Below are 25,778 nucleotides of genomic sequence, written 5' to 3'. Positions count from 1 at the left end.
AGGGCTAATAGCCCCCTCTTTTTTTAAGTCGTAGGAAGGTGTCACAATTTCGACTAGAATTTAACCCGTTATGGGGAGGTTTTTGCATGCTGGGCTTAGAATATTTTAGTTTTGCGGATAAATGGAGTCCTTTGTTTCTGGCGTTCATGCTGCTTGTGACCGCTGCCTATTTCTTGTTCACGGGACCGCTGAGCAGCCGGTTTAAAGGCCATGCTCCGGTGTCGGCAGGCCGGAAGACCTTATTCGTTGCAGGTATGTTCACGCTCTACCTTGCCCAGGGCGGACCGATCAGCTTGCTGGGCCATACGATGTTCTCGTTTCATATGGTCAGCATGGCAATGTCCTACCTGATGGCTACTCCGCTCCTGATTCTGGGTATCCCGGTATGGATGTGGCGCGCCTTTGACAGAGTGAATCCGTTTAAGAAGCTCGGTTTCCTCACTCGTCCGGTTGTGGCTGCGATTTTATTCAACGGCTTGTTCTCGTTCTACCACTTCCCGGTGATTCATGACTTTGTCATGCTCAATTTCTGGGTGCATCGTCTGTACTATCTGATCTTGTTCATTGCTTCACTTGTGATGTGGTGGGCGATTCTGAATCCGATCCCTGAAAAGGACAAGACGACAGGGCTGGCGAAGATGGGATACATCTTCCTCAATATGGTGCTGCTGACGCCGGCTTGTGCGCTGATCATCTTTTCGAGCGAGCCGATGTATGCGACCTACAGCGATCCTGCCATTTGGGCAAAAGCGATGGGATACTGCGTATCCGATACGTCCGGATTGCTCACTCAATTCGGAGGCCCGGAGTATTTCGGATATTTGGAGCCTGCGATTGACCAGCGGGTCGGCGGGATCATCATGAAATTCTTCCAAGAGATTATCTTCGCTTCCATGCTCGCATACGTATTCTTCCATTGGTACAAGCGTGAAAATAAGGAGGACGATCCATTGCCTACCGAGGTTCCGCCGGGCAAGCTGAACCAGGCATAATGAGGATTATTTTTTGAAGGGGGATCTACATGGATTTGTTCTTTCTCTTTCCCACGATCAGTACAACCTTCATCGTGATCAGCGCCGTGCTGGTCGCCATCGGTTGGGGACTGATTATCAAGGGAAAACGGGAGGCTCACAAAAAAACGATGATTTGGGCTGCCGTGGCAGCTATCATCTTCTTTATTATTTATTCTTCCCGGACGGTGTTCATCGGGAACACCTCGTGGGGCGGTCCGGATAGCCTGAAGCCGTATTATCAGACATTCCTGATCTTCCATATCGTGCTGGCCACGGTGGCCGCCGTCTTCGGAATCACCACGCTGGTTCTTGGCTTCAAAGAAAAGTATGCGAAGCACCGCAAATGGGGCCGAGTGACCTCGATCATCTGGTTTATTACAGCGATCACAGGCGTTGCGGTATACACGCTGCTCTACCTGATGTATCCGGGGGGACATACCCAGCCGGTGTGGAAAGTTATTTTTGGCTTATAAATGGAGGAACACCCGTCAGAGCGATCTGGCGGGTGTTTTTACATTTATAAGGCTGGATTTCAGGCAGTGGGACCAGGGATTGCAGGCAGCTGGCCCGGGGAGAACAGTCGCTCCGGTCGCTGTTGAAATCGGGAAACCCTGAATGTTAATGAGGTTAATGGAGTTTCCCGATTTCAAAGGCGAACGCCAGGGCTCCTCCGCGCCTGTACTCCCCTCTAGCAGGGAAGCTCGATGACCCAGCTGCAGCCGTGTCAATGGAGGAACATCCGCAAGGATCACTCTTGCGGGTGTTTTGTTGTTGAGGGGGCAGGTAGCTGGCCCGGGAGTTAGCTGTGAGAGGAAACAGCTTGCAGGCCCGGGGAGAACAGTCGCTCCGGTCGCTGTTGAAATCGGGAAACCTGAATTGTTAATGAGGTTAATGGAGTTTCCCGATTTCAAAGGCGAACGCCAGGTCTCCTCCGCGCCTGTACTCCCCTCTAGCAGGGAAGCTCGACCCAGCCGCAGCCGAGTCAATGGAGGCACACCCGCAAGGATCACTCTTGCGGGTGTTTTGTTGCTGAGGGGGCAGGCAGTTGGCCCGGGAGTTAGCTGTGAGAGGAAACAGCTTGCAGGCCCGGGGAGAACTGTCGCTCCGGTCGCTGTTGAAATCGGGAAACCTGAACGTTAATGAGGGTTAATGGAGTTTCCCGATTTCAAAGGCGAACGCCAGGTCTCCTCCGCGCCTGTACTCCCCTCTAGCAGGGAAGCCCGACGACCGAGCCGCAGCCGAGTCAATGGAGGCACACCCGCAAGGATCACTCTTGCGGGTGTTTGGTGTAGGAGGGGGGCAGGTGCAGCAGCTTCGCGGTTTCAGCTGAAGGAAGAAACAGGAAATTAGCCCGGGGAGTACAGTCGCTCCGGTCGCCTTCACATTATTTTACAAATGCTATTGACACTGTTTATATACACACTGTACACTGTGTATAAAGATATACACAGTGAGCACAGTGATCATTACATAATCACAGTATCGGATCAATCAAACCAATTCATAACGCGAAATATTAACAAGGTTAATGTGGGGAAAGGATGAGGCCAGTTGCAGCACATGCTTCATAACGCGATGAAAATCGTCAGGAAAGATTTTGCCAGCGATAAGCTTCAAATATTATGGACCCTGATCTTTATGATATACATGGGATTCGCGACAAGCGTAGTCATGAACGAGCAGTTCGAGCATTTGAACGAATATGTGAACCCGCTGGTAGATTTTCTGCTAGTCCTCTACGCGCCGCTGATGGGCCTCACGTTTAATCGCAGGTCGTTCCGGTATATCAACGAGGATTCTTACACACAGATGCTGTACTATTACCGGAGCCTCCCGGTTCCGGCCTATGCGATCTTTATCAGCCGGATCATTAACGCGATCATCGCCTATGTGATTAACGGCATCGTATTTTTCGGAGTCGCCTACGCGATCGCCAATCAAATGCGAGAGGCGGTGGATATCGCCAGCTACGCCGCATTTGTCATCAGCTGGATCGGCATTGGATTTTTATTGACTGGATTTTATATATACTGGGAGAACATGGGGAGCGGCAAGGCTTACCTGGGGAAAACCCTCATACTCATGATCGTCACGGTCGTGGCAGCAGGTACGCTCAGCTTGCTTGGATACAGCATGTTCAAATTCGTTATGGATTCGGCCATGAGATGGAAGCTGCTGTCCCCGGTTATGTGGGGATCACTGATCATTGGGTTAGGCGGAATGCTGCTGATGAGCAGACTGACCTATATCCGGCAGCAAACCCGGGATTTATCGTAATTAATTGGATTTATAAGCAGAAGAAATAGGGGGACCCCATAAGGATATGGAAAAAGCGAGGTGGTAGAAGGTGCGAATTCCGATTCAGATTAACGAAAATAGCGCAGAGCCTTTATATCACCAAATTGAGACACAGCTGCGCTCGCTAATCATCAGCGGTCAGATCGAGGAGGGGACATTATTGCCGTCTATACGGGAATTTGCCGGAAATCTGAATTGTAGTGTGATCACGGTACGCAGGGTGTACCAGGATTTGGAGAGTGAGGGCCTTCTTCGCACCAGACAGGGTACGGGAACCTTCGTTGCCGGTGTCGGCGACCAGGCAAGAGAGCAATTTAAACGCGATGCCGTAATCGAAGCCTTGAACCTGGCCGTAGATCGAGGGCTTGCCGTCCAGATGAAACAAGAGGAGTTAATCGAGCTGTTCATGGAAGTTGTCCGCGAACGATATCAATCACGGGGAGGTCATTAACGAATGGAACCACATGTCATTGAGTTTCGTAACGTCATGAAACGGCGTCGAACGAAAACCATCGGACCCATCCAATTATCGATTCCTCAAGGGTATATCGTTGCGCTGGTGGGACCGAACGGATCGGGGAAAAGCACCTTGCTGAACATGATGATCCAGACGGTGTTCCCGGATGAAGGGGAGGTTACCTGGTTCGGTGAATCGCATTCGAAGGAGCTGCCGATCGAGGTTCGAAAGCAGATGGCTTTTGTGCCTGAGCAGCTGAGCGTGGAAGAACAGCATATGACGGCAGATCAGGCGGCTACCTTTCGCGCATCCTGGTATGACAATTGGGACGGGTACTTTTTTGACGAGCTGATGTCAAGGTTCGATGTTCCACGCGGCGTGAAGCTCCGCAAAATGTCGAAGGGCGAACGGCGGAAATTCGAGATCGCCGCTGCGCTGGCACCAAGGCCGAAGCTGCTGCTGCTGGATGAGCCGTCGTCGGGACTTGACCCGTTTGCCTGGAAGCAGATGATTGACCAGCTGCACAAGCTGATGAAGTCCATCGACACGACGATTATCCTCTCCACCCATGTGGTGGATGAAATCCGGCGTCTTGCGGACTATGTGATTCTGATTCATCATGGCAAGCTGCTCGGCATGGTCGAGAAGGATTCGCTGCTCGATAATTGGAAGGAATGCTGGATTCAAGGCGATGCCTCCATCGTGCGTGAACTGCCGGGGATTATCAGCAGCAGGCAGGAGAATGCGACAACGATATCTTTTGTGACGACGGAATGCTTGGAAGTTGAGAATATTCTACGGTCAGCAGGAATGACCTTTATCCAGACCCGCTCGCTGGAGCTGGACGAAGTGCTTCGTTTATGGATCGATGGCCATCAACCTGCCGGCATGCAGAAATAGGAGAGGGGAATAAGAAATGCAACGATTACTATTGGATAATGTCGTTAAAATTTATGCGGACAAAACCGCGGTGAACCGGATTTCGCTACAAGTGGAGGAAGGCGAAATTTACGGACTCCTGGGCGCCAACGGTGCAGGGAAGACAACGACCATGCGGATGGTGCTCGGCCTGATCTACCCGGATGACGGGACGATTCTTTACAACGGCAAGCCTTACAGTAAGGAACTTAGACATATTATGGGTTATCTGCCGGAAGAGCGCGGATTGTATCCGAAGGTGAAGGTCAGCGAGCAGATTACGTATCTCGGCCAGCTTCGCGGCATGTCCGCCAAGGACGCCGACAAGAGCCTCAAGTACTGGCTTGAGCGGTTCGAAGTACCGGAATATTACGATAAGAAGATTGAAGAGCTGTCGAAGGGGAACCAGCAGAAAATGGGCTTTATCGCAGCCGTCATCCATAACCCGCAAATCTTGATTCTGGACGAGGCGTTCAGCGGTCTTGATCCGGTTAACGTAGAGCTGCTGAAATCCACCGTAAAAGAGCTTCGCGATCAAGGCACCAGCATTCTATTTTCAACCCACCGTATGGAGCATGTCGAGGAGCTGTGTAAAAACATAACGATCCTGCATCGATCCAACACGGTCGTGAAAGGCAATCTGAAGGAAATCAAAGCTAAGTACCCGCGCGAGGAAGTCATTCTTGGCACATCGGGCGAGGTTCAAGGACTGGAGTCGGTACCGGGTGTTACGGCGGTGAATCGTACCGAGGACGGATATTCCATCCGGATCTCTGACGTAAGCGCTGGGCAGCAAATTTTGAATAAGGCAATATCGCAGAGCGTCGTGCATCGGTTTGAAGTGAAGGAGCCGACGCTCAACCAAATCTTCATAAAGGCGGTAGGTGAATCCAATGAATAATATGTGGACGGTTATTCGATTTACATTCATGAATAAGGCAAGAACGAAATCGTTTCTTGTATCGACCTTGATTTTTGCACTCATTATTACCATCGGCATCAATTTGCCGTTCCTGATCCAATGGTTTACCGGCGACAAGGACGACTCCGGCGAAGCGGTACGCATCGGCCTTGTTTACGGACAAGAGCAAACCCTTGCTGAACAATTGCAGACCACATGGGGCAACCTGCCGACTACGTATGAACTGGTGAAATACGAGGCAAATGATGAGGCTGCGCTGAAGCAAGATATTAAAGACGGGGTTATCGAGGGGTACCTGACATTCGAAACCCAAGAAGGCAATGCCTTCCCGACGGTTGTCTATAGCTCGGAGGATGAGGGCATCAACATGGAGCTTCAATCCAACCTGCAGGCGGCGCTCCAAGTTGCAAAAACCCGGACGATCGTTGCGGGGCTGAATCTGACGGATGATCAGATCAATGCGCTGAATACGCCGGTTCAGATCGATACTCGCAGCATTGACGCTAACGAAGCCGGCAAGGCCGGCGGTGCTGCTGCCGAAGACGAAGCTTCCGAGGTTATGAACTACATCGTGGTTTATGCACTGGTCATCCTGTTCTTCTTCACGCTCATGGGGACCGGGAATATGATCGCTTCAGAGGTTACAACCGAGAAAAGCTCCCGGATTATGGAGATCCTCATAACCAGCGTATCGCCGCTTAGCCAAATGTTTGGCAAAGTCATCGGAATGTTCCTGCTGGGATTGTCGCAAATCGCTGTATTTGCTGTCGTGATTGCCGTGAACGTGATGCTGCCGCATAATATCGGCGCACTTCAGGATATGAACCTGGATGTCTCGGCCATTGATCCAATGCTGATCGTGTTCGGTCTGATCTTCTATATTTTCGGATACTTCCTCTATGCGGTGCTGTATGCAGCTATCGGCTCCATCGTCAGCCGTACCGAGGATTTGGGCCAGGCGGTTATGCCGATCACGATGCTGTCGCTCGTCGCTTTCTACATCGCAATCTTTAGTCTAAGCACGCCGAACTCGATGCTGCTGAAGGTATCCAGCTACATTCCGTTCATCTCGCCGACAACGATCCTGATCCGAATCGGCCTTGGAGATATCCCGCTCTGGGAAATCCTGCTGTCGCTGGCGATTCTGTTCGTCGCAATCCTGATCTTTGGCTGGCTGGCTGCGAAAATCTACCGCACCGGCGTGCTGATGTACGGCAAGCGTCCGACCTTTAAAGAGCTTCGCAAAGCAATGAAGGCTTATAAGATGTAACCATGATCGCAATCCCACAACACCAACAATATTAAGGAGAACCACACATGAAAAATTGGAAACGAATGCTCTTATCGCTCATCGTCTCAGCGGGAATTATCACCACAGCGGCTGCACCTGCAATGGCTGCTCCCAAGCAGCCGGCAGTTAAGGTGAATGATCAGACCGTAGCATATGCCGGAGGTACTCCGGTCATCGATCACGGAACAACGTATGTTCCGCTGAAAACGACGCTCCAGGCAATGGATGCGAAGCTTAAGAATGCCGCAGATGGTACGATTCACGCCGTTGTGGACGGCAAGACGATTACGCTGAAAAGCAAGCTCAAGCGCATCAATGGCGTAACCTATGCCCCAATTCGGGTGGTCGGCGATGCGGCCGGATATGAGGTCCGTTGGGATGCCAAAACGCGCACGGTGGTGCTGGTTTCCAAGGCAACTGAAACCGCGCAGACCGGCGGCCGCGGGTTTATGTGGGAAGTAGAGAGCAATGGGAACACAGTGTATCTGGTGGGCTCCATGCATATTGCGGATGACAGCTTCTACCCGCTGCGTCCGGAATTTGAGGAAGCCTTTGCCGAAGCGGATTATCTCGGTGTCGAGGTGGATGTCAGCAAGGCAGCCGACGACGCGCAGCAGCAGCTGATCATGGATATGGGCATGTATAAGGATGGAACAACGCTCAAGGATCATGTGTCCAGCGAGACGTACGCCAAGCTCGGCAAAATCCTGACGGAGAGCGGCATGAAGCCGAATGCCTTGGATGCGTTCAAGCCTTGGGTAGTGGAATCCACGATCAGCAGCTTGAAAGCGGTGAAGGCTGGATATGAAGCCGCTCAAGGGATCGATCTGTATTTCGTCCAGAAAGCGATCGAACGCAAAATTCCGGTAATCGAGCTGGAATCCTATGAATTGCAGCTGGGCATGTTTAACGGCTTCTCCAAAGAGCTGCAGGAGAAGAATCTCAACATCGCCTTGGACAATTTCGACGTGCTGGATGACGGCGTGGAGCAATTGGCTAAAATGTGGAAGACGGGCAATGATGAGGCGCTGCTGGAGTTCACCAACAGCATGGCTGTTGATGAGGAATACAACAAAGCGATGCTGATTGACCGAAACATCGGAATGGCCGAGAAAATCGACGGATACCTGAAAAACGGCAAAAACGAAGAGTACTTCATCGTGGTTGGTGCAGCCCATTATCTGGGTGAGCATGGGATCGTCAAGCTGCTGGAGGACAAAGGGTACACCGTTGTTCGTAAATAGATTGGCCTGCAAAAGTTGAGGCTCTAACACCGGGTTTGGAAAGAAGCTAGTAAGGCTTATCGAATCATACTTCGTAATAATTTGGATTATATTAGCTTAAATCAATGGTGAACAAGAAGCCAAGAGCAGGGATGTGCTCTTGGCTTCTTGTAGTTGCTGACTATGATATCTAAACAGAAGAATCATGTACTCGTCCATTTCTTTCGATATTGATGCGGCGTGATTCCCATATGCGACTTGAACAATTTGCAAAAATAGGAGCTATTCGTTAAACCGATCTCCTCCGCAATGAGTGAGATCGGTTTTTTCGTAGTTGCTAACAGCTGGATGGATTGATGAATCCTTCGGGCTGCAATGTATTCCGTGATACTGATCCCTGTCGCTTCTTTAAAGAGATGTGACAAATGGTAGGGAGACAGATGCAGCGACTTGGCCATATCGTCCAATCGGAAAGGAACCGAATAGTTCGTTTCGATCCAGTTCAAAATGTGCTCCACCCGATGATTTTTACGGCGGGCTGGGTATGTTGTGCCTCGTTCTTTCCGCTTATCCCATATCTGTTTCAGGGAGCGAAACAGTGCGACAAGAAACAGCGAAATTTCTTCATATTTTTCCGTGCCGGTCAGCGTCGGGAATCGATCGTGCATGCTCTTGTATGCACTGTCCAGGTAAGGGTCATCGACTTCATAGAGACAAGGGAAGGGGAGATTGCCTAAGTATATAAAATTGTAAAATTCGTGGAGTGCGGGCCATTGTTTAAAATAAGACTCGTACACGGTCGGTTCGAAAATCGCAATCGATCGTTCGAAGCATTGTTGGTTGTCGTATTCAAGCTTTAGATGATGGAGTTGGCAAGGCTGAAAAATACAAAGCATGCCCGGCTTAATCTCATAGCTGATGTTATTTACGATCATGGTTCCTCTTCCTTGATGAATGAACAACACTTCAAGTCCAAGGTGGGAATGGAAAGTCTCTTTATGCTCGTAATTTTCGCTTTTACGTCTATAGGCAAAGTACAAGGGAGAGATCCTGTCGTCGCTTGCAACCAACGGCAAGTTATTCGCCTCCTTCTTCCTCGTCTTCGTGCTTGCATTGAATATACCATACAATCCGCAACACAGCGTTATTTTCCCCCCATAACAAAATACATTTGCAAGGCTGCCCCAGCTACACTTCTTTATATAAAACAAAGTTGGGAGGCAAAAACGTATGTTAAAGGTTGCAATTATAGGTACGGGAGCAATTTCACCCAGTCATATCGAAGCATATCTGCAATTCGAGGACCGCTGTAAAATTGTTGCCCTATGCGATCTTTATCCCGAGAAGGCAGAAGCGAGGCGGGAGCAGTACGGACTAGATGCCAAAATCGTACAAGATTATAAAGAACTGCTCAAAGACGGAATCGATCTCGTTTCCATCTGTATGCCTCCGTATGTTCATGCGCAGGTTACGGTCGATTTTCTGAATGCAGGAAGCCATGTCGTTGTTGAGAAGCCTATGGCAGCGTCGCTTAAGGAATGTGACGATATGATCGAAGCGGCACAGAATAGCGGTAAGCTGTTGTCCGTTATCGCCCAGAACCGATTCAGAAACCCGATTATGAAGCTGAAGCACATATTGGACAGCGGCATGGCCGGCAAGATTCTGCATGCTCAAGTGGATTCTTTCTGGTGGCGAGGCCATTGTTATTACGACTTATGGTGGCGCGGCACTTGGGAGAAAGAAGGGGGAGGCCCTACTCTAAATCATGCCGTACATCATATTGATGGATTGCTTTGGATGCTCGGTCGTCCAAGCCAAATACAAGCCTATATGAGCAACGTTGCTCATGATAATGCGGAGGTTGAGGATTTATCCATTGCGATGATGAAATATCCGAATGGAGCCTTGGGGCAGCTTACCAGCTCGGTTGTTCACCACGGCGAAGAGCAGCAATACGTCTTCCAAGGGCAGTTTGCCCGGATTTCCGCACCTTGGCGGGTCACGGCCTCCATTTCTTTGCCGAACGGATTCCCTGAACGCGATCTGAAGCTGGAAGAGAAAATTCAGAAATACTATGACGAATTGCCGGATTTGCCGTACGAGGGCCATACCGGTCAGATCGACAATATGCTGAGCGCGATCGAGCATGGAACACCGGTGCTCATCGACGGAGAAAGCGGCCGCAGCACATTGGAGTTGATCATGAGCATTTACAAATCCGCGAGCACGGGAGAGAACGTGCAGCTTCCGCTGCGAAAGGACGATCCTTTCTATACGCAGGATGGTGTTAAAGGGAATGTTCCTTATTTTTACGAAAAGGGCAAGAGCGTTGAGAATTTTACGGAGATGAAAATCACGACAGGAAGCAATTATGGCGCACAAAAGGATCATGTTGGAGGCATATCACAATGATCAAAAGCGATGGAATGAACGACGCCCCGACGTTTTTTTGGGAAACGGCAATCTGAACAAGTCTAGGAACGAACAAGCGTAATCATATGGAGCATTGGAGCTTCATTTTTCATTTGTTGGTGATTAAGAAGCCAAGAGCAGGCGTGCTCTTGGCTTCTTTTTGCAGCTGCTATGTTAAATCGGGGCAGCAGAATTTGTGATGGCACATCGACCTGATGTGACCCTATTTCGGCGGCGGGACCGCGTTATGTTATACTCGGATATATTAAATAATTTACAGGGGAGTATGCAATGAAACACAGAGAAATGTCCGAACGTACCGTGCGGAAGCTCATCGAGGTCGGAATCGATTTGTTTTCGGAGCAGGGATATACAAGCACCAGCATTGATCAAATCGTCAAGAAAGCGCAATTGTCCAAAGGGGCGTTCTATGCCCATTTTGAATCGAAGGAAGAATTTCTGATCCGGATTCTGAGAGAAAGCTTTCGCGAATATTTTGAAGGACTGCAGCATATTTTGGACCGGAAGAATCAGAACTTAATGGATAGTTATATGGAATCATCCAAGCTGACATTAAAAGAATCATATCAAAAGGGTTTCTCCCAGCTTCTGCTGCAATCGGCGATGGTTTCCCGGCAATTGCCTAACGTCCATGAAAAACTGAAGGCGTTGATCGATGAATGGAAGCATAATCTGATCCCCTATTTCGACGAGATGAAGAAGGAAGGGTTCATCAACAAAACGCTTGATTCCGAAAGAATATTTACGGTAGGAGTCGCTTTGTTTATGGGGTACAATATCCAGCATTACATCGACGAACAAGTACCGTTGGAAGATATGATGGAGGTTTTTTTAGGGGTATTACAATCTGATCAGCTTACGAAGGAGTGAATTTTGTTCGCTCCATATCCTCATTGCCGCGTTTTCCGTCGGTCCGATTCCACCGTTGTCTTTGGAACCAAACGGCCATTTTTATAAGACTAAGTTCCCATTGTGCATGAAATCTGCACATTCTATACTGGTGAAGTAAATACCGACCGGTAGGTATTTAATTTGACCTGACAAAGGAGATCTGAAAATCATGAAGAAGATGTGGCTTGCCGCGCTGTCTGTTGTTTTCGTATTGGCTTTTTTCATTGCACCCGTGCAGCAGTCTTTCAGTTCAGCGGAAGGCAGCTCCGGTGCGAACGGCACCGCCGGAAGCGCCCTGGACGGCCAGTTTCAACTCGGGCACGTTGTGAAAATTTACGTTCCTTCCACGGTGAACGGCGATATTCCGATTACCGAAGAGGCGCACGAAAAGTTCGTCGACCAAGCGCTTACCCAGTTTTCAGGCTGGTTCGGAGGGGCTACGGCGGTTGAAGGTACGGGAGCCTGGGTGGACGACAATAAGAAGCTGATCAAGGAAAAAGTGACGATTGTCTACGCGTTCGCGGAGAAGCTGGATAAAGCCGCAATTAATCAGGTTGTCGATTATGCCAAAAAAATGAAAGTGGAGCTAGGCCAATCTTCCGTATCGCTCGAAGTGGACGGCAAGATGTACTTTATCGAGTAAGCTGCTGGTACACAACTATCGATAGGCGGGAGATAGAAGATGAGAAAAATCGTAATCGCCTTGTCCCTTATGATGCTTGTCGTCTTGACGGGATGCGGAAAGCTGGATCTCGTCATCCATGATGACGGCTCGGGTAAAGGGAAGTTTTCGGTCGATCTTTCGGGGATGATATCCGCCGATGAACTGAAGGAGGAACTCGAGAAGGAGATCACGAACGCGAACGCGGATGCCGGGAAAGAAGTCATCCGGCTGGACAGTTTCAAGGAGAAGGACGGAAAAGTCGACGCAACGGTTTCGTTCGATAGCCTGACCGCGCTGAGTGGCGGGGAAGACTCGCTGCTGGCGACGGTTGCGGATATGAAGAGGCTCTATCCCGAGCGGATCAACGAGCTGGTCGAAGCGCCCGGGGACATCGAGAAGATTGCGGATAAGCCTGTCGTCTATCTGAACCTGGACGATGATATGGAAATTACGGTTACGGTGCCGGGCAATATTCTGTATGCCACCGGCGGAACCGCTGCCGAAGGCAAGCCTCGAACGCTCCAACTGGCCTCAGATGAAGCGGTCATCGTCTACGAACCATCTGCGAATAGGTCGTGGATGGTATGGGTTGGCGTGCTGCTGGCCGTCATCATCGCGGCGTATATCATCTATCGGAAAGGGCGGTTCCGGAACGCAGCGTCCGGGACGAAAGGAGGAAACGCTCCGAATGCGTAACCGAAATCGTGCATGGGTCGGGATATTGGGATGCCTCTGGTTGCTGGCCGGCTGCAGCAGCGGCGGCGGAGAGTACGAGAAGCTCATGGCGGCGGCCGATAAGGCGATGGAGAGCCTGGACGTGGATACCGCCATTGCCCAGTACCGCAAAGTAACGGAGATGGACCCTGAAAAGTTGAAGTACGGCGAAGGACGGCTCGTTATCGCCAGTGAGCTGCTGATGAACGCTGAAGAACTGAAGGGCCGACTGGATGAACTGAAATCGCGCACCGAGGAAGTGAAAAAGGCGGTAGCAGGCCTCGATATCGAGAATGCAGAGGCGGAGGAAGTCGTCCGAATGAACGGGGAGCTAAACGATATTCAATCAAACCTCGAAGAGTTCTCAACGACCTCCTTGTACAAGGAAATCTCGGATTTGCGAAATCAATTCATGAATGACATCAAAACCAAGAGAATCGATCCGATTGTGAGCGGGATCGAAGCCAGTATCGGGAAACTCGAGTTTGATGTTGCCGAAAGCGGCGTAGCGGAGCTGCGACAATTCGCGGACGGCTTCTCCGAGGTGGTGGGGAGCATTCCGGAGGATTTTTCCTCCCGGATCGAGATGGAAAAAGCGAAGTATATCGAATTTCCGGTCACGTACAACAATCGGGAAGTAGTGCTCCTGCAAAATGATGCAGGCAAAATTACGTTCCTTGGCGAAGGGGTAAGACAGAACGAGCTTGTGCTGGTTTACAAATATGAAGGGGAAATCCGGCTTGCGTCCACGAAGGTTGCCCCGGAAATCCAGGCCGTATTCAGTGACGGCAGTTCGGTCGAGCTGGACGAGGATGACACCACGTTCCGCCATTTTCCGGACCACACCATTGCATACCAGCCGGTGTCGGATGATCCGGCCCACACGCTCGTCCGGCTCGACTATCGATTCGGTATGAACGAAGACGAAACGTACAAAAAAGCCGAAATCGGACCTGCAGGCGAGACGGCAACGCTCAAGGAGGTCGCGGCGTTGCCGGACACGGAGCTCCAGCCTTCCTTGAGCGCCGTGAACGGCAAGATGACGGTCGAGATCAGCAAGATCGCCATCCAGGAACGTACGGTAACCGTCGAAGGCAAGCTGACGTCGGGCGCAGATGTCAGTCTTGAAACCCCTGCGTCGCTCTACGTGCCGTCCCATGAACTTTTCGACTCTAATTGGATGAACGAGGAACTGTTCGCCGGGGTGGGTAAAGAGTTTGCCGTACAGTTCGATTTACGTCACAGAATTCCAGCTGAAGCCAAGTACCTGAAATTTTACATTGCGGGAGTTCAAGTAAACATCGACCTCGCGACCGGGAAGGAATATGCTCCGTTGGGCCAAGAACTATTAACGCAGCAGATCATCGTTCCCGGCGAAGAAACGGACGTCACCGAAGGCTTCGATGAATGGAACGATACGTTTCTGGAAGACGGGAGCGGCAATCTGTTCGCCGACGGAATCGCCTTTATCCAGAAATATCATTGGACCGAGTCACCCTCCTTTTCAGTCGGCTTGAACCAGCAATATAAGCGATTGACCGCGAAAGCCGCAGTCGACAAGCTGACCGCCGGAGGCGAGTACGGAAGCAGCAAGGTCAAGGTCATGGGCGACGGAAAAGTGTTGAAAATACTGTCGTTCAGTTCGGCAAAGTCCGCTCCGCTGGACCTTGATGTGAATGTGAGCGGCGTCCGCACGCTGGAGTTTATCATCGCTCCTACTCCCGGCAAATATGGCGAGACCCAGCGAATTATTATCGGCGACGGCGTTCTTACGCCGTAAAGCATTGAACCGGCCTGCTGCAGGCCGGTTTTCAATCCTTTTTGCGGGTCCCCACGACCCCCTACTGAAGACGGCGGATAATCAAATATTGATTTCAGGAAGGTTGACTAATGGTGCAGCAGCCGGCGAAAGTTGTTCATGATACATAACGACAAAGAATTTTATAAAAATAACGAATTAGAGGTTGACACCAAAAGATTCATCGGATATATTCAATACATACCAACCGAATGTATGAAAGGTGAAAACGAATGGCAAGAAATAAATATCCGGAAGAAACCATCAATCAAATCCTAACCGTGGCTCTTAACCTGTTCATGCAAAAGGGATACGAGCAGACCTCCATTCAGGATATTATCAACGAGCTGGGCGGACTGACAAAAGGAGCAATTTATCATCACTTCAAGTCGAAGGAAGAGATCTGGCAGGCCGTCATCGATCATGCGTTCAAAGGCGTTGACGAGATGCTGTCCGGCATCCGGGATGATAAAGGGCTGAACGGACTGGAGAAGCTCCGCAAGATTTCTCAAGCCTCTCTCGACAATGCTGCCAGCAACGAACTGGCATCGGTGGGGCCGAACCTCTTGCGTAATCCGAAGCTGCTGGCGGCCCAGATCGAGAACATCCTCGAAAAAGCCGTACCCGTCTATATCCAGCCCATTATCGAACAGGGAATGCGGGACGGCTCGATCCGAACCGACTATCCAAGGGAGCTTAGCGAAGTCCTGGTGATTCTCACCAATATTTGGCTAAACCCGGAGGTCATTGAGGCTTCCCCCGAGATGATGCTGCATAAGGTAAGATTTTTCGATGAAATATTGAAAGGCCTGGGGCTTGATCTGTTCGATGAGCAAATGTATCAACGATACGAGGAATTGTTTCGAGTGTCAGCGAGAGAAGTCAGCAAAGAAAACTAAACTGCCGAGAGGCAGCTTATTTTTAAGCCTATACATACCATCGGTTGGTATGAATAGGTGACCTGGCTCAAAAGTGATCATTAGAAAACTAATTATAAGGGAGATGTGAATATTTATGAATCAAACCAAAACCTCTAACTCGCAGGATCGGCAAGTAGTGACAAGCTTTAACGCAAGCAATCTGGCGAAAAGCGACTTTGCAGGCGTTACGGCCCACAATGGACAGTTTAAAAGCAGCTCGCTCTCGGGTTCCGACTTTTCGGGCGCTGATTTGACCGGCAGTTCGTTTAAGAGCAGCGACGTACACGGTGCCCATTTTGACGGCACGAATCTGACGGACTGCAACCTGTCTACCCTTGACCTGGCCAATGCAAGCTTCAATAAAACGGTCCTTGTGCGCACCGACTTCAGTAAGTCGAGGTTGGCCGGAGCAACATTCCTGGATGCCAAGCTGACCGACGTCAATCTGACGATGACCGATCTTAGAAACACCGTCTTTGAAAATTGTATGTTCGACGGGGCAGACTTCACAAATAGCGATCTGACAGGGCTGGTGCTTGACGGCCAAACCTTCATCGGCGTCAGGTTTGACAAGGCGGGGTTGAACGGCGTTTCGTTCAAGGGGGCGGTAATCAAGAATTCGTCTTTCCAAGGATCTTCGTTGTCCAAGAAGTATTACCGTGCCATCAAAACCATCTGCTTTGACGGCGCAACGATGGATAAGCTGACCTATGCGGCGCTTAAAGGCTTGGAGGCTAATCTGTCCAAGGTTACGGTTGTTTAAGACAAATGGAAAACGCCAAGCCGGGCGAAAGTGTAGTTTAAAAACAATGGGATTTACAAAAAAAATTTAAGTGAGGGATATCAAATGAATAAGATTGCAATGGGACATAGCAACAAAGGATTTACCGACAAAGGGCTGCGCAGAATGCGCGACGTGCTGGCAAGTCATGTGGATTCCGGGAAGATACCAGGGCTCGTCGCCCTCGTCAGCCGAAACGGGGAGACGCACGTCGAAGCGATCGGCACGATGCGCCATGACGGCGGCGCGCCGATGCGCCGGGACACGATCTTCCGGATGGCGTCCACTTCCAAGATGATCGGAGCCGCGGCGGTGATGGTCCTGCTCGACGAGTGCAAGCTGCATCTGGATGACCCGGTAGATAAGTGGCTGCCCGAGCTCGCCAACCGGCAGGTGCTGAAGCGACCTGACGGCCCGCTGGACGAAACCGTGCCGGCACGGCGACCGATCACCGTGCGGGATCTGTTGACCTCTACGTTCGGACTCGGAGTGGATATGACGTTAATGGGCTCCCCGATCCAAAACGCGATCTTCGAGAATGGATTATTTGACACGCCAGGGCAGGAGATGCCGGAGCCGGATGAGTGGATGCGCCGCCTGGGTACGCTCCCGCTATGCTACCAGCCCGGAGAACGGTGGCAGTACCACATGAGCAACGAAGTGCTCGGCGTACTCGTTGCGAGGGTTACCGGTCAGACATTCGAGACGTTCCTGCGCGAACGCATCTTTGATCCGCTGGGGATGAAGGATACCGGCTTCTACGTGCCCGAAGGCAAAATTGACCGGCTGCCTCCGGCCTACGTTCCCGATCCGCAGACCGGCGAGTTCATCGTATGGGATGAGGCGTGCGGCGGACGCTACAGTAAGCCGCCAGCGTTCCAAGCAGGCGGCGGCGGACTGCTCTCCACCGTCGACGACTATGACGCATTTTTACGAATGCTGCTGAACCAAGGGATGCACGGGAACGAACGGATCCTGTCCCGGCCCGCTGTCGAGCTGATGAGCACGAACCGACTCACGCCCGAGCAGCAAGCATTCCGGGACGACTTGGCCAAAAACAACGTCCACCTGTCGCATGGCCAAGGGCAGCACGGCGGCTGGGGCTTCGGAATGGCGGTGCGCACCTACCGCGGCGACTATGCGTCCATCGGTCAGTTCGGCTGGGACGGCGGAAGCGGCACCTCGGCGTACGCGGACCCGGCCAAACAGCTGACCGGAATCCTGCTCACCCAGGTCGGGATGTCCACCCCGGATTCGGCGCATCTTATCCACGACTTCTGGACCATGGTATATCAGGCAATCGAAGACTGATATCGAGCCCGCGGGCTGGTCAGTCCGCCGATAACTCACGACACCAACCAATAACGGCTTTTGGAGAAAGTACTTCTCTAAACCTTGATCATCTTTACGAATGAATTCATATGTTTAGGACATTTTTGATAGCTGGTATGTTAAAATTGAAGCAGCAGAATATGGTTGGATCGCAAGAAGATCGCCCTCCCTGATCTTAGAGTCAGGAGCCTGGCGATCTTTTTTTGCTCGAAATATAACCTTTCGCAAGACAAGCCCATCTAATCTTATAGAGGGCCCTCAAAAGGAGATGAATAAAATCGTGCAGAACATGGAATCGGAGGTCAAGCGGGCACAGCGGGGAGATCGGGAAGCGTTTATTCGACTCTTCCGCCAGCTGGAACCCGAGCTGTACTGCTTGGCAAAGACCATTGTAAGACGCGATGAAGATTGTGCGGACGTCTTTCAGGAAACGACCCTGAAGGCATATAAAGCTTTGTCGACATTGCAGCAGCCGAAGTATTTTAAAACCTGGGTGATCCGGATTTTGATCAATGAGTGCAACCAGCTGCTTCGCAGCCGGGAACGAACGGTTGCCATGGCCGAGGTTCCGGAAACGGCCAGCTCCGCGGATTATTACGGGGACAGCCACAAGCTGGACCTTCGTGAAGCCGTCGATCACCTGGATGAATCATTGCGAATCGTCATTCATTTGTTTTATTTTCAGGATTTACCCATTAAGCAGATCTCAAGCATACTGGAAATTTCGGAGGGGGCTGTCCGGGCACGCCTGCACCGGGCGCGCGGGATTCTAGCGGAACGGGTAAAGCAATCACGGGAAGGGAGGCTGGCGTATGAAGCCTTTTGACTTAGACCAGGAACTCCGGAAGACAGGAAAAGAAAAGCTGGCGGCCGGGGTGCCGGATATGATTCGGCAGCGTCAGGATGAAGTTTATGCATCGCTGGCCGACCTGCCGATGCAGACCAGAACCGGCCGGAAGCAGCGCTCGGGCAGGGCCCGTACCTTCGCCATTGGCGCAGCGGCCGCAGCCTTTATCGGGGTGATGAGCAGCGCTTATGTATCGCCGATTATGGCGGAATCGCTCAAAAAGGTCCCGCTGATCGGGAGCATCTTTCAGATGGTTAACGACCTGGGGCTGCAGACGGCGGAAGAACGCGGGCTGGTTACTCCGCTGAGCGTCAGCGCCGAGCAGGAAGGCATAACGCTCAGCATACCGGAGGTCGTCTATGACGGAACCCGTCTGTCCATGGCCGTTAAACGGGAGGGTGAAGGCTTGGAGGGCGGTATCCTGGAGCATACGGCCATTCAGGAAGGCAATACGTCGAAAGATATCTATCCGAGAGGCGCGATTACCCGGATCGAAATGCAAATCGACGGCACCTCGATTGATGACTATGACCTTGGAGCAAGACCAGGGCTATCGGGCAAGCCGACTTCGGACCCGAACGGCGCATTATTTGAATTGCTGAACATGTCCTTGGACGAGAACGGGATCCGTATGCCTGATGAGTTTCAATTGACGGTGAACATCACGCTGGAAGGGATTGCGAAGCCGTTCGTGATGGAAATTCCTGTCCGCAAAAGCACGGATCAGATCATCCTGCCTCTCAAAGAAACCAGGGAGTGGAACGGCATTCAATTAACGCTCGAGCAGCTTAAATTCACGCCGATCACGACCGGCATTCTGATGAACATTGAGCAGACGAATCCGGACAAAGCGCTCAGCGATGAGACCCTGCTATTCGAGGTGTGGGATGAGAAGGGCAGAGTTCTGGAAACGGTGGGCGGATTGGGGATATATTCGGAGGACAACCACCGGCAAGAACGGGAGGAGCTGCTGTTTGACCGCTTTGCAGAGGCTCCCCGAACGATCACGCTCAAAGTGTTTAAGCCCGAGCTCGCGGATCCTTCCCAAAAGAGCGGATCATTTAAGACCGACGAAAATGGGGACTTATTAAAGACGTACTTGGACGAGCTTGAGATCACGATTCCGGTCGATCAGGCCGGCTTGAAGCAGCTGTATGATGATCGTCAGCAATAAAGATGATACGGACGATAACAAACTTAATCAGGAGGAATCAATATGAAAAAGGCATATAAAGTGATGAGCTCCGTGGCTTTGGCCGGCATGATTATAAGCGGTGCTGCATGGGGGACGGCGCAGGCAGCCAACCAACCTTCGGCGAAAGCGCAGTCTGCGGTATCCGAACGTGTAACCCAAGAGGGGGTAACCCTGAGCGTTGCCAAAGCGCTGTATGACGGAAACCATGTCCGTATTGAGCTTAAGCGCAGCGGGAAAGGATTTGACGGGAAGCTTGTCGGAGGGAAAATTGACGAGAAGACAGGCGACTACTTGCTTGGCAAGGGATCGATCAGCAATATCAGGATAGCCATTAACGGCAAATCGATTAACGAGTATGGCGGCGGCGATCACGCGAAAAGACCAACCCTGGTATGGGGACCAAAAGGTAATGATACGGCCGTCATCTACTTGACGGATGCCTCCCAGCTCGGAGGCAATCTCGAAGCATTCCCGGACAAGTTCCAGCTTACCGCCGAGGTTGATCTGGAAGGCCACAAAAAGCCGTATAAGCTGAAGATTCCTGTCCAAAAGACTGCCGAAAAGCCGGTTGTAGTGAAGCCTAACGTTACCAAAACATCAGGCAATGTAACCATCAAGCTGAACAAGGCAACACTCACATCGACTTCGTCCAGGCTGCAATTGATTATGGAGGGGTACAAGCAGCATCCGGAAGCAAATCAGGACATACTCTTTGATTTTGTGGACGATCAAGGCCATATCATCGAACGTATCTCCGGATCCGGCACAGACGAAAACAACGCGAAAGGGGATATGTACTACGATTTCGTGTTAGAAGCTGTCGGAAAATCTGCCAAGTCCATTACGGTGAAGCCGTTCAAACCGGTAGTGATAGATGACGGCTCCGGTCGATTCAAGCTAGATGGAAACGGCGAGATTGTCAAACAATATATCAAAGAGCTCGAAATGGCCGTTTCCGTAAAGTAGCAAACGCCTTGCAGGATCGCCGGGGACAGACCCGTTTATGAGAAAAAGCTTAAAACCTTACAAACACATGTACAAACAGCCAGTCGCCGAATATCCGGCGACTGGCTGTTTCGTTTCGTTAATCGTCTTCAACTATAATAAAATGAAGCGTCGGGTGCGCGTTGGATCAAGTCACTTCCGAAGGTGGCCACAGAAAAATTTAAACAACCTTGATACGGTGGAACTCCGTACCAAGGTTGCTTAAAGCCTATCCGTTTTAATGCTGTCTACTTGATGGGGGGAAGATCAGCGTACCGACACCCATTTTTTCAACGCTTTAATTGATCTCCCACTGGGCTCAATTCCTCGATGATCAGGGCATACTTTATGGAGAGAGCCGTCTTAGAAGGAGCAGCGGTTACTTTAACTTGAGAGCATAGATTTGCCCTTTCGAATTATACACGCCTTCTACGCTTTGTTTATTTTTCATAGTAAAATGGACGGTTCCTGGAAGATCTTTATCCTTGGCAGCTTTGTACCCGGTCAAATCCAGATTCATGCTGCTCTGGGCAAGTGGAATGGCAGCCTGCAAGAGCTTGTCCTCGCTCATATTCATTAGATTCTTATACCCTTTGGTATATTCGGCTGCGGAATCCTGAAGGCTGGATACTTCAAACATCGTAACTCCCCGCGACGCTTCGTCAATGCTTATAAAGATCGGCATTTTTGCGGAAGTTCCTTGGAATGTCAGCTCGAAATGAGATTTGCCCTTTTCGGTAACATAGGACGCCTTCGTCAGTTTGCCGAGGCTCAAGCCCTGGAATCCTTTGGTAACCTCGCTCGCTGCATCCTGTATGTCCTGAGATACCGACTCAACTGGTATGGTGGACATCACCCGCTTAACTTTGCCGTCAAGAAGTGTAATGTAATGATTATCTACGTGTGTAAACACTTCAACCTTGCCTGAATCGGCTTGCTTGCCGGAATAGCTGACCGTAAGCGTGGCTGATTCGGGCAGCGACTCCACATCCAGATCCTTGAGCACCGATTGGATAGTCTCTTTGCTGGAGCTTTGCAGATCCGCCCATTTTTGTTCAAGTTGGATGGAGTCTATTTTATTATTGGTAATGTTGACGTAACTGTAATGAGCTCCCTTAATCGTAAGCGTCCAGCCGGTATCATTTCCAGTTTTCCAACTTTCCACTTTGCTGAAAGAATAGCTTTTACCGGTTGCATCTTTCAGCTTTTTCTGTGCCTCGGATATTAATTTGGGATCGATTTTTTTGAGGGAAGAAGCCGCGGCAGCAGAAGTATTGGCTTTGGCTGCGGCATGCGTAGTCAACAGCGGTGCGGAAGTCATTAAAAGGCCTGCAGCCGTCAGGATCGTCATTGCTTTTATCGATTTTTTCATGTATGTTTCCTCCAGTGATTCGAAAATTTTTAGTCATTTCCCTCGATCGGTACAGTCAATTCCAGATCCTTGATGTATTCTTTCTCCCAAGCGTCAGGGGAGTCTCCATACACATAACGGAACGGCTTAATCGTGAATGACTGATGATCGGAAGGAAGGGGCTCGTACAGCATGTCCAAGCGACGGTAACCTTGTTTCATATCGTTAGCGTAGAGGTCAATGATTTTTATTTCTGTGCCGTCTTGACCTACGACTTCAAAGTAAATGGTCCGTTCATCCGAAGAAGTCTCTTTTAATACCAGCTCCATGCGAGTGGAGACTGGGGAGCGCTCCATTTCTTCCAGCCTCCAGCTAACTTGCCTTGATGATTTCTCCGCTTCCGGATATAGGATATGATTATCTGTATTTTTGCGCATCGGAATTTGCAGGATAAACGGCTCCGGGATCATCTCGAGCCTAACCTCAAGCGTCAAATTAAACGTTTCCGGCAGCACAGGCCTGCGGGCAGCTTGATCCGAAGACGCTCCGGTAATCGTGACAATGGCGGATTCCGCATCGTTGCCGGGGCCGATATCCCAAGTAATGCTTTCTTCTGTTCCATTGATGAAGGCCCTCATCACTTGAAAGGAACCCTTGCTTTTTAGTGATGAAGCTTCGGATTGGCCGCGAGCGAAAGGATCAAACAGGGAGGCGGGATGTCCTGCCTCATCCAGTTGAAGCGCTATAGCTCCGCGCATGCCGTCGAACATAGCCTGCGATGCCGTTAAAGTGTAGCCCTCGTGTGTGTCATAGTAATCCGTTTCCGTGGCCAACCCTTTCTGCTCAGCTGCCTTTAATCCTAAGTCGCCTGCTAGCTTAAACACATTATGCATCATTGGAATGCGGCTTAGGGTTTCGGCCATCACGGGGGAAATGAAGGCAGAGGACACGATGACAACGACAATGAAAACAGCTGCCGTTCCGATCACAAAGGCATTACGAATGATGCTGCGACTACGTGATTTTCGGGTTAACCGAGCTCTGTCGGAAATGCGTTCCTCCGTCGATTGTAATATGCTGTCATATAGATCCTGCGGGATATTCAGATGATCAGCCGCCTGATGCATGTGATCCTTCAACCGTTCTTCAATGGACAAAGCAATCACCTCCCTTTTCTAAATCCAGCTCTACAGAATGTTTGCGAAGCTCTTTCAAGGCTTGATGGTGCCTCGATTTCACGGTCCCGATCGGGACCGCGAGCAGCTCGGAAATCTCGGTTAGGCTGTATTCATGATAGTACCGGAGAACAACGACAATTCGAAGCTTGTAGGATAAATGATTTAGAAGCTCGAGCAATTCTCGGCTTGTCTCGTTCCATACAATGACCCGGTCCGTCCGTGGGTGCTCGGGCTGGATTTCAAGCATTTTTTGGCGCTCGAACAGGCGGAATTTACGCCATTTTCGGCGCCTCCAGTCCTGAACCTGCCGGATCGCGATTCCGTGCAGCCAATTCCGAAAGGGACGATTGGGGTCATAGTTGGGTAGCGAGAGCCACAGCTTAAAATAAATTTCATTCATGATATCCTCTATATCCTGCCGGCCGGATACAAGAAGAGCCACCGTTCGGTACACATTATCGACGGTTCGATCATAAACATACCGGAATGCTTCCTTGTCCCCCTCCTTTAGTCGCTGCAGCCACGGTGTTAAGTCTGAACCTTGCAAGCTTGCTCCTCCTTTAATGTGACCTCACCTATATATTCGCTCCGAGTCGCCAAGAGGTTCGGTGAAAAATAATTACTCGTTCCAATTCCACAGCCGTACTTCCCCGACACGCAGGTCATGCACCCAGGAAACCTCGCGCAGCGTCAGCAGCTCCTTGACGGGACCGGTAATGACGGCACCATAGAGATGAACGCCATTCTCCTCTACGTAAGCCAATGAAGCGTCGACGTCAATGAACGGAGCTACCCGCTCGCTAATGAGTTTATACTCCTGCATAAGCCGCAGTGATTTGATGAAGTGAGCATTCCGCAGCTTCCCGTCCCCGTAGGTGTCCAATGACGGATAATGTCCGCCGCTGGACACGATTTTGCCGAACCAGCCGCGCTTTTCTTCCTTATAGGAGGTGATCGTCAAATCGTCATGATGCCAGACGGGATAGGATGGAAAGCCGACAGGGTCGGTGATTACGCCATCATGATTGCCGAACCGGTCCTCCGGTCCGGTATCCACGGCAAACCAGACGGGCTCCATGTTCCGTTTCTCGAATTGCTTCAGCAGCTCATCCGTAGTGAAGAAACGGTTAAACGATACATAGGCTTCGGCCACGGTGCCTTCGGGAAGCTTCTCGAGCCGGGACCAGTCACCGCTTTTTGCGGAAGAGGCGCTTGCTGTCTGTTTGTTTGACTGTTCCCTGGGATCTTCATTTGGATTCGCGGAAGAAGTCTCTGGAGTAGGGTCCGGCCGATAGAATATCTGCGATTGACGCGAGCTGCCATTCTTCCAATCCGCATTGACGGAAGGCAGCCCAAACAGGAAGTTGACGGTGTACTCACCGACAGTCACTCGTTCGCTTCCTACTTGCTTTTCCATATCTCCGTATATCTCTTGCATGAAATAGGTTTTGCCCTGACTGTTCAGTGAAACGTTAATGTTAGGCATGGTGATCGAGATGGCCGAAGCAATGGCATCCCGATATTTATCGTTTCGGCTCGGATCGCCGACACCGTAGAACAGCGCGGTACCGATCGAGCTAAGAAAGGTAATCACCAGGAATGCGGTTATCACTGTCAACGTATTTGAGATTCGGGCTTTCCATTTGGCCCTGCGAACAATGCGTTTTTCCTTCTTGGGTGAGAGGTCGTTCTGAACATCGGCCGGGCGCTTAGATCCAGCATTGTCCGGTTCGTTATCCATCCATTCGTTTAAATAAGCCTGATATTCCTCCAGCTTCTCCATTTCCCGTTCGATTTCGTTTTTCTCCTCGTCAGTCAGCTTGCCGTCCGCATAATCTCTCAATCGCTGCTTGAAATCTTCGCTCATAACATTCCGTCCTTTCGTTTCATTTCCCGCAGCCGCTGCCTGGCTCGAAATAAGGTGATCTTGATATGGGATAACGTGATGCCCATAATATCCGCAGCTTCCTGGTAGGTGAATTGGTGAAAATCCACCAGGAGCACCGCCTGCCGCTGCTTCTCCGGAATATCGGCTAACATCCGTCCAATTTCTCGTTGGACTTCTTGCTGGAGCAGGGTGATCTCCGGCGTATCCCGGTCGACCATCCGAGCGAAAAAAACGGCATCCTTGACGATGCTGCGGCTTGCCTTGCGCTGATAATCCACATAAGCGTTATGGGCAACGCGAAATAGCCATGGCTTGATTCGTTCATTCTTCCAATCCTCAAGGTACAGGTACGCCCGGTAAAAGGTTTCCTGTACCAGGTCTTCTGCCGTATGGTGATCATAAGAGAGGGAGTACAAGTAACGGTAAACGTCTTTGACGTAATATTGATAAATCGATTCCAGACTGTTCAGTTTCCCGCCCTCCTCTCTATGTAATTCACGTATAAGCGGAGCATAAAGTTACAGTTTTCGTCGCAAAAAAATGAAACTGCGCTTTGTTGCAATTCGAAAAGCTAAATATACCTGGAGAGCCGGTTCTCGAAATGCCCCTTCACCACAGCTACCCATACACCGCAAAAACAAATACCAAAAGTAAAAGCCCGCCGGGAGCGGGCTTCC

At 50.7% G+C, this 25,778-nt stretch carries 25 protein-coding genes; 19 read left to right on the top strand and 6 right to left on the bottom strand.

Translation table 11 applies throughout. The features are described 5' to 3' along the window. Positions 1-86: 86 nt before the first annotated feature. The 8 genes from ctaG to J2Z18_RS03445 all read left to right on the top strand — a co-directional run bounded on the left by ctaG (position 87) and on the right by J2Z18_RS03445 (position 8,143). The gene (ctaG, locus tag J2Z18_RS03480) at positions 87-992 is read left to right on the top strand and encodes a cytochrome c oxidase assembly factor CtaG (RefSeq protein WP_007130409.1); all 906 of its coding nucleotides are present in this window, start codon (positions 87-89) and stop codon (positions 990-992) included. Between the two features lie 29 nt (positions 993-1,021). Then, positions 1,022-1,486 (top strand): DUF420 domain-containing protein, encoded by a 465-nt coding sequence (locus tag J2Z18_RS03475; RefSeq protein ID WP_007130408.1) that lies wholly within the window; start codon positions 1,022-1,024, stop codon positions 1,484-1,486. Between the two features lie 1,087 nt (positions 1,487-2,573). Beyond that, complete coding sequence (locus tag J2Z18_RS03470) at positions 2,574-3,290, top strand: hypothetical protein (protein WP_007132528.1); 717 nt, start codon at positions 2,574-2,576, stop codon at positions 3,288-3,290. Positions 3,291-3,360: 70 nt separating this feature from the next. Next, complete coding sequence (locus J2Z18_RS03465) at positions 3,361-3,762, top strand: GntR family transcriptional regulator (RefSeq protein ID WP_007132527.1); 402 nt, start codon at positions 3,361-3,363, stop codon at positions 3,760-3,762. 3 nt (positions 3,763-3,765) lie between these two features. After that, complete coding sequence (locus J2Z18_RS03460) at positions 3,766-4,668, top strand: ABC transporter ATP-binding protein (protein WP_007132526.1); 903 nt, start codon at positions 3,766-3,768, stop codon at positions 4,666-4,668. A gap of 16 nt (positions 4,669-4,684) precedes the next feature. Beyond that, entirely contained in the window at positions 4,685-5,587 is a 903-nt protein-coding gene (locus J2Z18_RS03455; protein ID WP_007132525.1) for an ABC transporter ATP-binding protein, read from the top strand. Beyond that, a complete protein-coding gene (locus J2Z18_RS03450) occupies positions 5,580-6,878 on the top strand; it encodes an ABC transporter permease (protein ID WP_007132524.1) in 1,299 nt (432 codons plus the stop codon). Before J2Z18_RS03455 ends, J2Z18_RS03450 begins: the two co-directional genes overlap by 8 nt. A gap of 47 nt (positions 6,879-6,925) precedes the next feature. Continuing rightward, on the top strand, positions 6,926-8,143 hold the full coding sequence (locus tag J2Z18_RS03445) for a TraB/GumN family protein (protein ID WP_007132523.1): 1,218 nt from the start codon (positions 6,926-6,928) through the stop codon (positions 8,141-8,143). 182 nt (positions 8,144-8,325) lie between these two features. On the opposite strand, the gene J2Z18_RS03440 is transcribed toward J2Z18_RS03445, so the two are convergent. Then, on the bottom strand, positions 8,326-9,198 hold the full coding sequence (locus J2Z18_RS03440; RefSeq protein ID WP_007132522.1) for an AraC family transcriptional regulator: 873 nt from the start codon (positions 9,196-9,198) through the stop codon (positions 8,326-8,328). A gap of 154 nt (positions 9,199-9,352) precedes the next feature. Here J2Z18_RS03440 and J2Z18_RS03435 point away from each other — a divergent pair, with 154 nt between their 5' ends. The 11 genes from J2Z18_RS03435 (at position 9,353) to J2Z18_RS03385 (ending at position 20,666) form a co-directional block, all read left to right on the top strand. Further along, positions 9,353-10,537, top strand: coding sequence for a Gfo/Idh/MocA family protein (locus J2Z18_RS03435; protein ID WP_007132521.1), 1,185 nt, complete (start codon positions 9,353-9,355; stop codon positions 10,535-10,537). 291 nt (positions 10,538-10,828) lie between these two features. Then, positions 10,829-11,428: a TetR/AcrR family transcriptional regulator gene (locus J2Z18_RS03430; protein WP_007132520.1), complete on the top strand. Its 600-nt coding sequence runs from the start codon at positions 10,829-10,831 to the stop codon at positions 11,426-11,428. Between the two features lie 190 nt (positions 11,429-11,618). Further along, positions 11,619-12,092: a DUF3574 domain-containing protein gene (locus J2Z18_RS03425; RefSeq protein ID WP_007132519.1), complete on the top strand. Its 474-nt coding sequence runs from the start codon at positions 11,619-11,621 to the stop codon at positions 12,090-12,092. Positions 12,093-12,131: 39 nt separating this feature from the next. Beyond that, on the top strand, positions 12,132-12,809 hold the full coding sequence (locus tag J2Z18_RS03420; RefSeq protein ID WP_007132518.1) for a hypothetical protein: 678 nt from the start codon (positions 12,132-12,134) through the stop codon (positions 12,807-12,809). Beyond that, entirely contained in the window at positions 12,802-14,607 is a 1,806-nt protein-coding gene (locus tag J2Z18_RS03415; RefSeq protein ID WP_007132517.1) for an NPCBM/NEW2 domain-containing protein, read from the top strand. The genes J2Z18_RS03420 and J2Z18_RS03415 overlap by 8 nt, the downstream gene beginning before the upstream one ends. A gap of 251 nt (positions 14,608-14,858) precedes the next feature. Next, positions 14,859-15,524 carry a TetR/AcrR family transcriptional regulator gene (locus tag J2Z18_RS03410; RefSeq protein ID WP_007132516.1) on the top strand — a complete coding sequence of 222 codons (666 nt, stop codon included), beginning with the start codon at positions 14,859-14,861 and terminating at the stop codon, positions 15,522-15,524. Between the two features lie 115 nt (positions 15,525-15,639). Beyond that, a complete protein-coding gene (locus J2Z18_RS03405) occupies positions 15,640-16,308 on the top strand; it encodes a pentapeptide repeat-containing protein (RefSeq protein ID WP_084047061.1) in 669 nt (222 codons plus the stop codon). A gap of 99 nt (positions 16,309-16,407) precedes the next feature. Further along, a complete protein-coding gene (locus J2Z18_RS03400) occupies positions 16,408-17,637 on the top strand; it encodes a serine hydrolase domain-containing protein (protein ID WP_040740216.1) in 1,230 nt (409 codons plus the stop codon). A 310-nt stretch (positions 17,638-17,947) separates the two neighbouring features. Further along, complete coding sequence (locus tag J2Z18_RS03395) at positions 17,948-18,484, top strand: sigma-70 family RNA polymerase sigma factor (protein ID WP_223260682.1); 537 nt, start codon at positions 17,948-17,950, stop codon at positions 18,482-18,484. After that, a complete protein-coding gene (locus J2Z18_RS03390) occupies positions 18,471-19,679 on the top strand; it encodes a DUF4179 domain-containing protein (RefSeq protein WP_007132511.1) in 1,209 nt (402 codons plus the stop codon). The genes J2Z18_RS03395 and J2Z18_RS03390 overlap by 14 nt, the downstream gene beginning before the upstream one ends. 42 nt (positions 19,680-19,721) lie before the next feature. Then, a complete protein-coding gene (locus J2Z18_RS03385) occupies positions 19,722-20,666 on the top strand; it encodes a DUF5643 domain-containing protein (RefSeq protein WP_210094190.1) in 945 nt (314 codons plus the stop codon). 397 nt (positions 20,667-21,063) lie between these two features. Here J2Z18_RS03385 and J2Z18_RS03380 read toward each other — a convergent pair whose 3' ends face one another. From J2Z18_RS03380 to J2Z18_RS03360, 5 genes are all read right to left on the bottom strand, one after another. Beyond that, entirely contained in the window at positions 21,064-22,056 is a 993-nt protein-coding gene (locus J2Z18_RS03380) for a hypothetical protein (RefSeq protein ID WP_210094189.1), read from the bottom strand. 29 nt (positions 22,057-22,085) lie between these two features. Further along, positions 22,086-23,192, bottom strand: a complete 1,107-nt coding sequence (locus J2Z18_RS03375; RefSeq protein ID WP_028407371.1) for a DUF4179 domain-containing protein — start codon at positions 23,190-23,192, stop codon at positions 22,086-22,088. Next, positions 23,182-23,760, bottom strand: coding sequence for a sigma-70 family RNA polymerase sigma factor (locus J2Z18_RS03370; RefSeq protein WP_007132507.1), 579 nt, complete (start codon positions 23,758-23,760; stop codon positions 23,182-23,184). Before J2Z18_RS03370 ends, J2Z18_RS03375 begins: the two co-directional genes overlap by 11 nt. Before the next feature lie 72 nt (positions 23,761-23,832). Next, entirely contained in the window at positions 23,833-25,080 is a 1,248-nt protein-coding gene (locus J2Z18_RS03365; protein WP_007132506.1) for an anti-sigma factor, read from the bottom strand. Further along, complete coding sequence (locus tag J2Z18_RS03360; RefSeq protein ID WP_050954093.1) at positions 25,077-25,604, bottom strand: sigma-70 family RNA polymerase sigma factor; 528 nt, start codon at positions 25,602-25,604, stop codon at positions 25,077-25,079. The genes J2Z18_RS03365 and J2Z18_RS03360 overlap by 4 nt, the downstream gene beginning before the upstream one ends. Positions 25,605-25,778: the final 174 nt, after the last annotated feature.

It is taken from the genome of Paenibacillus lactis (genome assembly GCF_017873605.1).
GTDB lineage: Bacteria > Bacillota > Bacilli > Paenibacillales > Paenibacillaceae > Paenibacillus_AQ > Paenibacillus_AQ lactis.
Note: the sequence above shows the minus strand (reverse complement) of the source record. Positions and strands in the feature narration are given on the sequence as shown.

Coding starts and splice junctions, on each gene's coding strand:
- J2Z18_RS03475 (WP_007130408.1), top strand. CDS start 1,022: ATGGATTTGTTCTTTCTCTTTCCCACGATCAGTACAACCTTCATCGTG.
- J2Z18_RS03460 (WP_007132526.1), top strand. CDS start 3,766: ATGGAACCACATGTCATTGAGTTTCGTAACGTCATGAAACGGCGTCGA.
- ctaG (WP_007130409.1), top strand. CDS start 87: ATGCTGGGCTTAGAATATTTTAGTTTTGCGGATAAATGGAGTCCTTTG.
- J2Z18_RS03420 (WP_007132518.1), top strand. CDS start 12,132: ATGAGAAAAATCGTAATCGCCTTGTCCCTTATGATGCTTGTCGTCTTG.
- J2Z18_RS03400 (WP_040740216.1), top strand. CDS start 16,408: ATGGGACATAGCAACAAAGGATTTACCGACAAAGGGCTGCGCAGAATG.
- J2Z18_RS03425 (WP_007132519.1), top strand. CDS start 11,619: ATGAAGAAGATGTGGCTTGCCGCGCTGTCTGTTGTTTTCGTATTGGCT.
- J2Z18_RS03385 (WP_210094190.1), top strand. CDS start 19,722: ATGAAAAAGGCATATAAAGTGATGAGCTCCGTGGCTTTGGCCGGCATG.
- J2Z18_RS03470 (WP_007132528.1), top strand. CDS start 2,574: ATGCTTCATAACGCGATGAAAATCGTCAGGAAAGATTTTGCCAGCGAT.
- J2Z18_RS03395 (WP_223260682.1), top strand. CDS start 17,948: ATGGAATCGGAGGTCAAGCGGGCACAGCGGGGAGATCGGGAAGCGTTT.
- J2Z18_RS03445 (WP_007132523.1), top strand. CDS start 6,926: ATGAAAAATTGGAAACGAATGCTCTTATCGCTCATCGTCTCAGCGGGA.
- J2Z18_RS03405 (WP_084047061.1), top strand. CDS start 15,640: ATGAATCAAACCAAAACCTCTAACTCGCAGGATCGGCAAGTAGTGACA.
- J2Z18_RS03390 (WP_007132511.1), top strand. CDS start 18,471: ATGAAGCCTTTTGACTTAGACCAGGAACTCCGGAAGACAGGAAAAGAA.
- J2Z18_RS03450 (WP_007132524.1), top strand. CDS start 5,580: ATGAATAATATGTGGACGGTTATTCGATTTACATTCATGAATAAGGCA.
- J2Z18_RS03380 (WP_210094189.1), bottom strand. CDS start 22,056: ATGAAAAAATCGATAAAAGCAATGACGATCCTGACGGCTGCAGGCCTT.
- J2Z18_RS03430 (WP_007132520.1), top strand. CDS start 10,829: ATGAAACACAGAGAAATGTCCGAACGTACCGTGCGGAAGCTCATCGAG.
- J2Z18_RS03455 (WP_007132525.1), top strand. CDS start 4,685: ATGCAACGATTACTATTGGATAATGTCGTTAAAATTTATGCGGACAAA.
- J2Z18_RS03435 (WP_007132521.1), top strand. CDS start 9,353: ATGTTAAAGGTTGCAATTATAGGTACGGGAGCAATTTCACCCAGTCAT.
- J2Z18_RS03410 (WP_007132516.1), top strand. CDS start 14,859: ATGGCAAGAAATAAATATCCGGAAGAAACCATCAATCAAATCCTAACC.
- J2Z18_RS03415 (WP_007132517.1), top strand. CDS start 12,802: ATGCGTAACCGAAATCGTGCATGGGTCGGGATATTGGGATGCCTCTGG.
- J2Z18_RS03365 (WP_007132506.1), bottom strand. CDS start 25,080: ATGAGCGAAGATTTCAAGCAGCGATTGAGAGATTATGCGGACGGCAAG.